Source organism: Vibrio sp. 10N.239.311.G01 (assembly GCF_041465805.1).
Classification (GTDB): domain Bacteria; phylum Pseudomonadota; class Gammaproteobacteria; order Enterobacterales; family Vibrionaceae; genus Vibrio; species Vibrio crassostreae_C.
Genome location: NZ_JBFSRM010000050.1, coordinates 1 through 11,990, shown reverse-complemented (window position 1 = coordinate 11,990; position 11,990 = coordinate 1). Strand labels below are relative to the sequence as shown.

Sequence of the window (11,990 nt, the reverse complement as noted above, 5' to 3'; positions counted from 1 at the left end):
ACTCAGGCCTTGAAAGCCGCTTAACAGAAATGTCCAACTTTACGGGGTCACTTCAATATTCAGGCTCTTTCTATATAAAATATTGGCTAGCGACTTTTGATTAGCGTTTCATCAAACAAGCGTAAGCCGTTGTAAACGGTGCTTCTTGGTATTGCTTAAGGCCGGTCTCTTTGAACTTCATCATAAGAGGGTTGCGCTTAAGGCTTTCTTTGATTTCAGCTGGAGACACAACGGTTACATCTAGGCCGTCGATTAGCTGAATTGCTGCTTCAAGTTTGAAGCCGAAACCACCGCCAGCAAATTTGCCTTTAGTCTGACGTTGGCGAATTACAACTTTTTCTACTTGGTAATCTTCCATTAACTTTGCAAAAGAGAATTGAAAGTCTTTCATATTCTGTGTGTCGTTTGCGTCGCTAATCGCAACCTTAGAAACTCGGCAATCAGGAATGTTAAATACGCCGTCTGACAGAGAAAGAAGACAGATGACTGCATCGTTACCTTTGATTTCAACACCACAAATTTTCATGTTCTTACCTACTTATTTTAGAGCCCTACATTATGGTGTTATTTCTAACACTTCTCCAGTATTTGCGCGTATCAGCAGCAAATAAGTCTAAATCAGAGAGTATTTTAGTCGCCGAAAGTTAACCTTTGATTGAAAAAACATCACACGAATTTACGGTATCGTTTTCTATGAGATGAAGCTCACAAAAGCTTAGCGGGATTTTATATGTGTGCTGTATATTGCGCGCGCATCCCTATTTGAAGTGTGGTTATTAATCCCAATGAATATCAATAATCTTTCGATTAAGAGTAAAATCGCGATCCCGCTGTTGGTGATTGTGATTGTTTTTTCTACCGTTACTGTGCTTAATGTCATTAGATCTAATGCTCAGGCTGCGATCAACCATGAGCTGAATAATGTGGTTCAGCCCGTGCTAGACAATTTGGAAGATGGGTATCGTGACATTTACCAAGTTATCGCTTCTGCTCAAGGTCTACTACTCGCGAAAGACCAAGCGGCGATTGAGTACCAAAAATTTGAATTTAAAGACAATGCTTACAAAGCGGTTCCTCGTTTTGAAAGTGTGGAGACTTTATATGCAGCGGGCGTGCTAGATCCTTCTTCTCGCAGTGAGTTGTCAAAGCTTGTGAACGCGATGAGCAAATGGGTGGCTCTGCATGAGCCAATGTTTGCAGACCCTGCCAGCGCATACCAATACAACATCAATTACTCGCCAGCATTAGACGCTGAGTTTGCAATCATTCGTGTTCAGCTTCGTGATATCAGAACCCTGATTGAACAAAAGCAGAAAGAGCTTCGTCAGCAAGCGGCTGACTCTATCGAATCAAGTAAGTTGATCATTGAAGTGGGTATGGCGGTTGCTGTTTTCGCTGCGCTTTTCGCGATGTGGTTATCTAACCGTTTTATCGTCCAACCAATCCAGAACGTAGAGAAAGCGATGAATGAGATCGCATCGGGTGACGGTAACTTGTCTCAACGTATGAAGGTCGAAGGTAATGATGAGATCGCTCGTTTAAGTTCTGCTTTCAACCAGTTTGTTGGCAAGATCCATGTCACCGTCGAACAAGTTATTTTTACATCGAATGCGGTACGCGCTGAGATGGAAAACATTAAATCGTTAACGCAAAGTGTTGCTGAATTTTCATCGAACCAACAGCGTGAAAGTGAAGTAGTCGCGGCGGCGGTTCATGAGATGCAAGCAACCAGTGAAGTGGTGAGTGGTAATGCATTAGATGCGGCAACCGCCAGTAATGTTGCCAATCATGAAGTGGAATCGGCAGACACCACGCTTGGCTTGACCGTGACTTCGATTGAACGCCTTGCGCAAGATATCGAGAACGCGGGCGGTGTTGTTCAAGAGCTGGACACAGACGTGAAGAACATTGCCTCAATCCTTGGTGTGATCAAAGGCATTGCAGAGCAAACCAACCTACTTGCTTTGAATGCGGCTATTGAAGCGGCACGAGCGGGTGAACAAGGCCGTGGCTTTGCGGTTGTGGCTGATGAAGTTCGAGCGCTTGCGAGTAAAACTCAAGACAGCACTGGCGAAATCCAATCAATGATTGAACGCTTAGAAGTGGGTGCTAAACACGCGGTTGGTGTGATGACTGAAAGCAAAGTGAGTGGCGAGAAAACCATTGTTCAAGCAGGAACTGCAGCATCTTCATTGAGTGAGATTCGTAACTCAATTGGCAAGATGAATGACATGAACACACAAATTGCTACGGCGGCTTCGCAACAGTCTCAAGTGTCTGAAGAAGTGAATAAGAATGTTCAACGCATCGCTGAAAGCACCATGCAAATGGTTGAGATGGCAAGCAGCGCAGAAAATGCATGTATGGCATTGGCTGAACAGTGTGAAGCGCTAGATAGCCTTGTGTCTCAGTTTGAAGTGTAATTTTCAAAATTAGACAGACGAATATGAGCTGATAATGGTTGCTCGTATTGAGTCCCATTAATCAGCGGTGAACGACAAAAAAGCCCGCACTCTATGAGTGCGGGCTTTCTTTTTGACTAGGTGATCAGTCTTTTGACTAGGTGATCAGTTTTTAGACCTGATCAATCATTCGGTGTTAGCTGCTGCGACCGTCTTTGTATGTGTAACGGTAGTCAACTTTTACGTTCGCTTGGTAATGAATGTCACCGCTCATGTTAGTGATTTTCTTCACTTCCATATTCGCGTCATCAATCTTGAACGAATCGTATTTGGTTGTCTGTTGGAACTGTGGCAGTTCTCTTGAAAGCTCAAAAGGTGTTTTTGCGCTTAACTCATCCATAAGGTTGGTGCCTGCATCGTATGCTTCCGCTTCAGTAACAAATGTATCAGATTTTAGCGTTGTTTCTTGAATTGTTGTTTTAGTTGCTGCAAACGCAGTGGTGCTGAGTACAAGAGTTGATGCAAGTATGATTAACTTCTTCAAAGGGATACCTTACTTTGTTGTACCAGTGTTTTAGAGATTCTCACCCTAGCAATAGGGGATGAGGTTAATGTTAGGACAAAAATATGGTTCTGTAAGGGAATGACTATAGGTGCCGAAGATTAATGCACAGCGCATATCAAGCAAGGTGACACTGATATCTAACTTCAATACACTGTATGGGTAACCAAAGTTCAGCATAAGGTAAAGGCATGGCCAATTGGGAAGGGGTAAGTGAGTTTGTTGCAGTGGCAGAGCGTGAAAGCTTTACTGGTGCGGCGCAGAAGCTCGCTACGTCGGTGGCTCAAATCAGTCGTAGAGTAGCAAACCTCGAAGAACGACTCGCAGTGAAACTGCTCAATCGAACGACTCGAAAGGTGTCTCTTACAGAGGCTGGGCAACTCTATTACCAACAATGTAAGTTGTTGGTCGAAGGTTTAGAAATTGCTGAGCTTGCGGTCACGCAGATGCAATCAACACCCAAAGGCTTACTGAAAGTCACCGCGCCTGTGACTTATGGTGAGCGCCAACTCGCCCCAATACTGCATCAATTCTTAAAGCTTCACCCGCAAGTAGAGCTTGAGCTGATGCTGACCAATCAAAAGCTCGATCTTATCGATTCGGGTGTTGATGTTGCGATTCGTCTTGGCCGCTTAGAAGATTCAAGCTTGGTCGCAAAGAAGTTATCGCAGCGACAGCTTTATGTATGTGCAAGCCCTGAATACATTGAACGCTATGGTGAGCCGCATACGCTCTCTGAATTGAGTCACCATCAATGTTTGGTCGGTGGCTTTGAACATTGGCGTTTCAAAGAAAATAGACGCCCTCGCTCAGTTCGTGTTAACGGACGCATTAAGTGCAACAGTGGTTTAGCCTTGTTAGACGCAGCTAAGCAGAGCATTGGCTTGGTGCAGTTGCCTGAATACTATGTGAGTGAAGACCTTGATTCTGGTGAGTTGGTTGAGGTGCTGTCCGATTATCGAGACGACAAAGAAGGGATCTGGGCGCTTTATCCTCAGAACCGCAACTTATCTTCAAAGGTTCGCCTGCTGGTGGACTTCCTTTCTGAGCAATTGGATTAGTGTATGGCTTAAAACCTCCACCGATAAAAACGGGCTTCAGAATAGAGATTCTGAAGCCCGACGTGTTTTAGGATTAATTATCGTTTGATTACGGCTTACTAGACCGAAAATGTATTAGACGGTGAAGCGATCCACCAAGTGATACAGCTCATTTGCACGACTGTTGAGGTTTTGGCTACCTGTACGGTTTTGATTCGCGAGTTCTGCCGATTGTGAGCTTTGGTCAGAAATCACCACGATGCGTTGAGATATTTCTTGTCCTACAATATTTTGCTGTTCAGTGGCTGTCGCAATAAGCGAGTTCATGTCCATGATGGTATCAATCGACGCTTGGATCTTCGCCAGTGCTTTGGCTGCGGCATTCGCTTCTTCCACGGTTTGCGCACTTCGGTTTTGACTTGAATCCATCGCTTTCACAGCAGCATCTGAGGCAGCTTTAAGTTGCTCAATCATCTTGTGAATGTCGCCAGTGCTTTCTTGAGTACGGCTTGCCAGTTTACGAACCTCATCGGCAACCACAGCAAACCCACGACCTTGTTCGCCTGCACGTGCAGCTTCAATCGCGGCATTCAACGCGAGTAGGTTAGTTTGCTCGGCAATGTCTTGGATGACCGCCAACGAAGAGGAGATATTCTGCACATCACCTTCTAAACGAGACACGACAGTGTTGGCTTCTGATACTTCGCTCGCTAGGCCTGCCACCGAATCTGCAGCGGCGTTTACTATCTGTTGCGCTTCTTTGGCATTGCCCTCTGCAAGTTTAGCGGAATCCGCCGCTTGGCTAGCGTTGCTCGAGATCTCTTGCGCCGTTGTGGTCATTTCAGTCATCGCCGTTGCAACTTGTTCAGTCTCTTCACGTTGCCCAGTAGCAATCTCGTCGACCTGCGCAGCGCGAGAAGACATGCTAGATGTCTCGGCTACGACTTGCTGACCGACATCGCTTACGCTGCGAATGATGGTTTGAAGGCTTGCCACGAAGGCGTTGAAGTTCTCGCTGAGCTTAGTGAACTCAGGCGCTTTAAATGTTTCCATTCGAGCGGTTAAATCGGCTTCGCCACTCGCGAATGCGCTGATTGAACGATCAAACTGCTCGAGTGGTCGCATGATTGTGCGGTTGACGGCAACGGCAAACGCAGCAACTACTAGGGCAATCAAACCACAGAATATAGCGATCGCCGTCAATGAGCTTTGTAACGCGACATTCGAGCTCTCTTTCATCTCTGCGATTACAGCATCGATGTCGTCAGTATAAAAACCTGTGCCTAGCATCAAGTCCCACTGGGGAACGAATATCGAGTAGCTCAGTTTCGGTAGAGCTTCTGATTGACCAAGTTTTGGAAAGTAGTAGGTGGTGAACTCACCAAGCTTTGAGTTCTTGATCAAGTCACGAATCAGGTAGTTGCCTTTTTTGTCTTGCAGGTCGTAGTAGTTTTTACCAATGCCATCGTTATTTTGCCCAACAACTACTCGAACGCCTTTAGAGTCGTAGCCAAAGATGTAGCCAGACTCGCCATATTCGAGAGTTCTTAATGTCGGTAAGGCTTCTTCTAATGTTGCACCTCTTTCCAAGAACGGGCTAATAGAAGATTGAGCCATTTGCAGATACGCTTTAAGTTCCTTTTCTTTCATCGCCATCATATTGCTACGCGTCGATTCTACTTGTTGTGCGGTTAGCTCGGTGCTCTTCATATACGTCACGCTCATCATCCCAATTGCCATCAGTAGCAGTGGAATAAAAGAGAGAATATAAAGGCGGTTTTTGATGGTTAGGGTCATGTCACGCTTCCTGTGTGATTGTCTCATGCAATTTTCAACACATTATTAATGTGGTTTCAAAATGTAAATGGGCTTGTTGTTTAATTGTTACCCTAGAGTGTTTTTGTTTTATAAATATGATGACGGTTAGGTTTTTGGGGTGAGAAGCCTTGCAACGAGAGGCTTAAGCGCGAAAAAGTGAGTTTGTATCGATGCTTTTGAATTCGACGCTGCTTTGTTAGAATACGACGCTTTGTAGCACCCTGCTATGTCTATTCGTTAAGTGAGAAAGATTCATGAACAAAAGCCATGTGACTATTGGTTTAACTAACCCAAAGAGCCCGACAAACGTTGGTGCTGTTATGCGTGCGGCTGGTTGTTACCAAGTCGACGAAGTTAAATACACAGGGCAACGCTACGAAAAAGCCGCAAAATTCCACACCGATACTAAGAGTGCTGCGCGTACTATCCCGTTGACTGGTGTTGAGTCGTTTTTAGACAATCTTGATCCAGAAACTAAGATCGTTTGCGTAGAACTCGCAGAAGGTGCAACACCACTACCGCGTTTTAAACACCCAGAAAATGCCATTTATATCTTTGGCCCTGAAGACGGCTCTATTTCTCAAGATGTCGCCGACAGAGCCGATCATGTTGTGTACGTACCAACAGTTGGCTGCATGAACTTGGCAGCGACAGTGAATGTGCTGCTTTACGATCGTCTTGCTAAATCTGATGAAATGGATGAGAGCAACGAACTGATTAAGAAAAGCCGTGATAACCGTAACCATCTGCTAATCAAAGAAAAGTAATTATCTGCTTCTAGTGTTATCTATCCCGTACGCAATCGGATATTATCTTGAGTTCATCATCAGATAATTGAAGGGTTAGATAACACCATGGAAGACAAGCAATTACTTGCCGCGCTACAGCAACACTCTGTCCTCGATCTCTATCAGTTATTCCAAGAAGTTGGTCAAAACCGCTCTTTGTATGCATTACTAGAGAGGTTATCTTCCCTTAAAGAACATCATCAACTGAGTACTCGTCTTAGCCCTTTTAAGCCTCATATCGAAGGATTGCTAGCTCAATTTGATAGCGCCACGCCAGATAGCGAGATCCTCAAGGCAGTCGCTCTTCAGTCTGAGATTCAGCAACGAGGCCACAGCATGAGTCGTTACATCATGACATCAGATAACCATCGCCATTTTTCCCCAAGTGCAGACCTAGTCATGTTTGGTGATTCGATCACCGAATGGGCCCCGTGGGCGGATATCTTTCGCGATGTTTCGATGGTCAACCGTGGCTTAGCGGGTGACACCACAACTGGCATGTTGCGCCGTATTGATACCACGTTGAATGTGAAGCCAAAGCTGGTGTGTTTTATGGCAGGGATAAACGATTTAGCTCAGGGTTATGATGTCGACCATATCTACCAGAACTACATTGATATGCTTAAGGTGTGGCAAGAAAATGAGATTCGCATATTGGTGCAATCAACGCTTTATGTTGGCTCTAAACTGCAAGGTTTAAATCCGTCGGTTGAACTGCTCAATAGCAAGCTAAGCGAGTACTGTACACAGCAAGGCATTGCGTTCTTAGATGTGAATTCAGTATTGTCGCCTAATAAGCTGTTGTCGAACAAGTACTCGTGTGATGATCTGCATTTGAATGCGAAGGCTTATCAAACTTGGGCTGAGATACTCCAACCTACGATAGCTGAGCTACTAAAATAGACTCACGTAAAACGCTAGCTAGACCGATAAACAGCTTAGCTAATACAAGAAAAGCCAAACCCTAGATTTGTTTCGCGAACCATAAGGACATCAATGTGAACCTAAGACAATTGGAAGTCTTTTACGCCATTATGCAGACCGGAACCGTATCTGGAGCCGCGCGCAGCTTGCATGTGTCGCAACCAAACGTGACCCGTATTTTGGCGCACACGGAGCAACAACTTGGGTTTGGCTTATTCGAACGAGTTAAAGGGCGGTTGGTGCCAACGGTTGAGGCAAAAACCTTACTTCCAGAAGCGGAAAAGGTGTATCAGCAATTGGGGCAATTTCGATCTCTGACCAACAAAGTGAAGCAAGGCCATCAGCATTTACGCATTGGTGCGCCGCCGATACTGGCGACTAAATTACTAACTCAGGTAATAGCCCAAATGTCTCGGGAACAAGAGCTCTCTTTTGAGTTGCTGACTGCAAACCGTGATGAGCTGTGTGCTGGGTTATTAAAGCATGAGCTTGATATTGCTATCGCGTTTGGCGATGAAGCACCGCCTGCGATATTAAGTGAAACGCTATTAACCGAATCACTAAAGGTTTTGGTTCCTTCCAATACGGTTGATCATTTCCCCGCGGAATTAACGTTAGATGATCTGATCAATTATCCGCTGCCAATCATCGGGCTCGATAGCCGCGATCCATTAGGCCTCCTGTTACATCAACGCCTTATTGCACGTGAGCAGCATTATCACCACCCGATATCTGTACGTGGGTATAGCGCCGCTGCGGAACTGGTCAAGCACCAAGCGGGGTTTGCGATTGTTGATCCGTGGACGGCAGAGCAATATCAAAATGACGATGCGGTCTGTGTGTTGCCGCTTCAACCAGACATCCAATTTTCGGTATCGATGCTTTGCGCAGAGCACACCCCTCAGTCGATTTCCGTTAAGCAATTTATCGCTTCATTGAAAATCCATACTCACCCTATAACTTAAGGTTATAGGCTCGCCATAAATAGGCATTCGGCAGCTTCGAAGTTCTTAATTAAAGTAAACCCATACAAGGGCTTATTAATTAGGAATACTCATGTCGATCGCTCAACCTTACCTTCTTTTTCTTGGGGATGTTACTGACCCACTCGCTGCAAAAACAGCTCGCGGTATTCATCAATGGCGACCAGAAATCTGCCTAGGTCAACTGCGTTTAACGGGTGATACCGTTTCACTGGGCTTAACGGATATGACCCTGCAAGAGGCGCCAGCGCAGGGCGCGAAGACGCTAGTGATTGGTACCGCAAATCCGGGTGGTGTTATTCCTGATTCTTGGCAGTCAACCATTATGGCCGCTGCAGAAATGGGATATGAGATTGCATCTGGCATGCACCAACGATTGAGTGAATTTTCACCGCTTGCTGACATGCAGCAACAAGGATTGACTAAGCTTCATGATGTACGCCATTTTGACGGTGTTCTTAATGTTGGTAACGGTAAGCTTCGTCAAGGTAAGCGCCTGCTTACTGTCGGAACTGATTGCTCAGTAGGCAAAATGTTCTCGGCATTAGCGATTGAAAAGTCGCTTAAACAAGCGGGAACATCCGCTCAGTTTAAAGCGACAGGGCAGACAGGTATTTTGATTGAAGGCAGCGGTATTTCGATTGATGCGGTGGTTGCGGATTTTATTTCCGGCGCGGTTGAAGCGATTAGCCCCGAATTTACCGACCACGAGTGGGACATCATTGAAGGGCAGGGTTCTTTGTTCAACCCTTCGTTTGCAGGCGTGAGTTTGGGGTTATTACATGGCGCACAAGCCGATGCTTTGGTGTTGTGCCATGAGGTCGGGCGACCACATATTCGTAACCTTCCTCATGCTCAATTGCCAAGCATAGAACAGACGATTGAAGCCAACTTACAAGCGGCACGACTGACGAATCCAGAGGTGAAATTGGTTGGCATCTGCTTGAACACGTCGGCAATTAGCATTGAAGACGCTGAGACATTATGCCAAGAATGGACCACACTCTATCAAGTGCCCGTGACGGACCCTGTGCGTTTTGGTGTACAACACATTACTGATCATTTGCGACATTCACTTTAACGACTTCATCATTTCTACGTTTCCATTTGTTAAAGCGAACATCAACCGAGTGAAATTATGAAGATTACAGCAGAACCCATTACTATCGCGATGCAAACGGCTTTTCGCATCTCTCGTGGCAGCCGAACTGAGTGTCACGTTGTTCGTGTTTATATTGAACATGATGGCAAACAAGCTCAGGGAGAGTGCACCCCTTACCCACGATACGGCGAGTCATCGGAGTCTGTGTTAGCGCAAATCCACCAAGCGTCTAGTGCTCTTGAAGGTATGTTTGAGCGAGGCGTTACCGATCCGGCAGAGCTAAGAGATCATCTTCAGTCTTTATTGACCGGAGGGGCAGCGCGAAATGCGGTCGATTGTGCGCTTTGGGAGCTTGAAGCCAAACAACATGACCAGGTCTTCCCAAATAGCCTGTTTGAGTTACCGAATCAAATCGTGACAGCAATGACCGTCTCGATTGGCACTCCAGAAGCGATGGCGACTCAGGCTCGAGACTATGTCGCGAATGGTGCGAAACTTCTGAAAGTGAAGCTTGACGGCGAGCAGGTGGTAGAGCGTGTTCGCGCGGTACGAGAAGCTGCGGCAGATGTTCAAATTGTATTGGATGCGAATGAAGCGTGGACAGGATTGAATCTCGAAGAGTTGTTCAATCAACTGGTAGAATTTGATATTGCGATGATCGAGCAGCCGTTACCCCAACAGCACGATGCCTCATTGGCGCACATCAAGCACCCGATACCACTGTGTGCTGATGAAAGCTGTCATACCACTTCGCAACTTTCATCTTTGTTAGGCAAATATGAAATGGTCAACATCAAGCTCGATAAAACAGGTGGTTTGACCGAAGCATTGGTACTTGCTGAAGAAGCTCAAAGGCTAGGATTTACGCTGATGTCGGGTTGTATGCTCGGTACATCGCTGGCGATGCGTGCAGCTCTGCCTATCGCTGTTCAATCTGAAATCGTCGACCTCGATGGCCCAGTCTTACTTGGTCAAGATGTAGCACCATCACTGACTTATCGAGATGGGATGATTATTCTCTAAGTTCGTTGAGCCCGTTTAATCGATGGACATGACATGAATGAAATCGTATGAGTGAAAACTTGTGCGATTTTTGCTTCAAAGTCTGAGCGATTATCTAAATTACTTCACTTTTAAGCCTCAGCAGCGCATCCACAAATTCTGCAAACCCATAGCCACCAGGCTGCGACATGACCCTGCTTGGATGGTGCTCTAGCTTATCCCAATAATGTTGAATGTTTGCCACGCCAACGGTAAGTGGAAGTGATTCGAACATCTGCTGATCATTCATTGAATCGCCGACATAGCAGGCTTGATTGTGGATTTGCTCAAGCGATAAGCCTTTATTAGCCAGGAAACGGTGCACGGCGTTTTTCTTTGAGTGTTCGCCGTACCAAGCGTTGATATGAATCGAACTTGCCGTCGCGTGTGCGCCTAAAGCGTGTATTCTTTCGAGTACCGCTTGAACAGTTTCAGGATCAACAGGCTTACGGTTTTGGCCGATATCAATCGCGACCTCACACAAGCGGTAAGATTGATCCAAAGTTAGCGATAGGTCGGGGTAACTCAACAAGATCGCTTCACTTCTTGTTTTAGCTTAGCTTGGTTCTTACGCACTTGTTCTAGCGGTGTTTCAGATGAGAGTTGTAATGCATCATCTTGCTTCTCTAGTAAGAAGGCGCCGTTTTCTCCAAGCACGGCATCGACAGGCCAGAGCTGCGCAATATGGTCACACCAACCAGCACAGGCTCCCGTTACAGCGACCACTTTGATTCCATTGTCTCTCAGCTTTTGTAACACAATCAGGGTTTCTGGAGGGAGTGAACCTTGCCAAGTGAGCGTGTCATCGACGTCGGTTAATACCCATTCGATGTGCTTCCAGTTGTTGTCTAGTTGGTGTTCCATTAAAACTCACTTATTCCATGGATTGTTTTACACAGAGCGTATTAATTCAGCCCAATGTAGAATTAGAAGCTAACGTGATTAGAAAATACAGTGTTTAGCAAAATCGCCCGCTTCATTAGCCGTCCAGTCACCTTTAGGCTTTTCTTTCATATCCGCACACCAAGCTTCACTGCCAACCTCGGTACAAGCCATTAATTGAGTAGCAAGGAAAAGTATCAACGCGATTTTCTTCATAATAAACATTCCGTTGTGGTCTAAATTTCTGCTTATAACTGTATCAAATCCGACAAGTGATTGTTATAGCTGCTAAGAACTTAAGGGCGTTAATAATGATGTGGGGTTGAGCTGAATTCGAGGGACGGTAAAGAAGCGAAGGTTTGCTTGGCTTTAAGATCGAAAAAGCCAGCAACGTATGAACTGACCCCCAATAGTTGGACACCAATTATTGGGGGTCTTTTTATGTCCA

Annotated in this window: 11 protein-coding genes and 1 pseudogene; 7 read left to right on the top strand and 5 right to left on the bottom strand. The window is 45.7% G+C overall.

All coding sequences use genetic code 11. The features are described 5' to 3' along the window. Positions 1-100: 100 nt before the first annotated feature. Complete coding sequence (locus AB6D06_RS22000; protein ID WP_017061669.1) at positions 101-526, bottom strand: DUF3010 family protein; 426 nt, start codon at positions 524-526, stop codon at positions 101-103. Positions 527-785: 259 nt separating this feature from the next. Here AB6D06_RS22000 and AB6D06_RS21995 point away from each other — a divergent pair, with 259 nt between their 5' ends. Then, entirely contained in the window at positions 786-2,423 is a 1,638-nt protein-coding gene (locus AB6D06_RS21995; protein WP_372111853.1) for a methyl-accepting chemotaxis protein, read from the top strand. A 175-nt stretch (positions 2,424-2,598) separates the two neighbouring features. Here the strand turns inward: AB6D06_RS21995 and AB6D06_RS21990 are convergent, their stop codons facing one another. Then, the gene (locus tag AB6D06_RS21990) at positions 2,599-2,946 is read right to left on the bottom strand and encodes a DUF3316 domain-containing protein (RefSeq protein WP_017076504.1); all 348 of its coding nucleotides are present in this window, start codon (positions 2,944-2,946) and stop codon (positions 2,599-2,601) included. A gap of 209 nt (positions 2,947-3,155) precedes the next feature. On the opposite strand from AB6D06_RS21990, the gene AB6D06_RS21985 reads away from it, so the two are divergent. Continuing rightward, complete coding sequence (locus AB6D06_RS21985; RefSeq protein WP_372059081.1) at positions 3,156-4,025, top strand: LysR family transcriptional regulator; 870 nt, start codon at positions 3,156-3,158, stop codon at positions 4,023-4,025. A 114-nt stretch (positions 4,026-4,139) separates the two neighbouring features. Here AB6D06_RS21985 and AB6D06_RS21980 read toward each other — a convergent pair whose 3' ends face one another. After that, complete coding sequence (locus AB6D06_RS21980; RefSeq protein WP_017064932.1) at positions 4,140-5,801, bottom strand: methyl-accepting chemotaxis protein; 1,662 nt, start codon at positions 5,799-5,801, stop codon at positions 4,140-4,142. A gap of 275 nt (positions 5,802-6,076) precedes the next feature. Between AB6D06_RS21980 and AB6D06_RS21975 the strand changes: the two genes are divergently transcribed. From AB6D06_RS21975 to dgcA, 5 genes are all read left to right on the top strand, one after another. After that, positions 6,077-6,589, top strand: coding sequence for an RNA methyltransferase (locus tag AB6D06_RS21975; protein ID WP_017061674.1), 513 nt, complete (start codon positions 6,077-6,079; stop codon positions 6,587-6,589). Between the two features lie 87 nt (positions 6,590-6,676). Next, positions 6,677-7,513, top strand: coding sequence for an SGNH/GDSL hydrolase family protein (locus AB6D06_RS21970; RefSeq protein ID WP_017061675.1), 837 nt, complete (start codon positions 6,677-6,679; stop codon positions 7,511-7,513). Between the two features lie 95 nt (positions 7,514-7,608). After that, the gene (locus AB6D06_RS21965; RefSeq protein WP_017066887.1) at positions 7,609-8,499 is read left to right on the top strand and encodes a LysR family transcriptional regulator; all 891 of its coding nucleotides are present in this window, start codon (positions 7,609-7,611) and stop codon (positions 8,497-8,499) included. 91 nt (positions 8,500-8,590) lie between these two features. Further along, on the top strand, positions 8,591-9,598 hold the full coding sequence (gene dgcN, locus AB6D06_RS21960) for an N-acetyltransferase DgcN (protein WP_372111848.1): 1,008 nt from the start codon (positions 8,591-8,593) through the stop codon (positions 9,596-9,598). 57 nt (positions 9,599-9,655) lie between these two features. Beyond that, the gene (gene dgcA / locus AB6D06_RS21955; protein ID WP_372111846.1) at positions 9,656-10,642 is read left to right on the top strand and encodes an N-acetyl-D-Glu racemase DgcA; all 987 of its coding nucleotides are present in this window, start codon (positions 9,656-9,658) and stop codon (positions 10,640-10,642) included. Positions 10,643-10,736: 94 nt separating this feature from the next. Here the strand turns inward: dgcA and AB6D06_RS21950 are convergent. Both AB6D06_RS21950 and AB6D06_RS21945 read right to left on the bottom strand, forming a co-directional pair. Beyond that, positions 10,737-11,524 (bottom strand): annotated as a pseudogene (locus AB6D06_RS21950) (HAD-IIB family hydrolase). 78 nt (positions 11,525-11,602) lie between these two features. Then, positions 11,603-11,758, bottom strand: a complete 156-nt coding sequence (locus AB6D06_RS21945) for a DUF3012 domain-containing protein (protein WP_017061679.1) — start codon at positions 11,756-11,758, stop codon at positions 11,603-11,605. Positions 11,759-11,990: the final 232 nt, after the last annotated feature.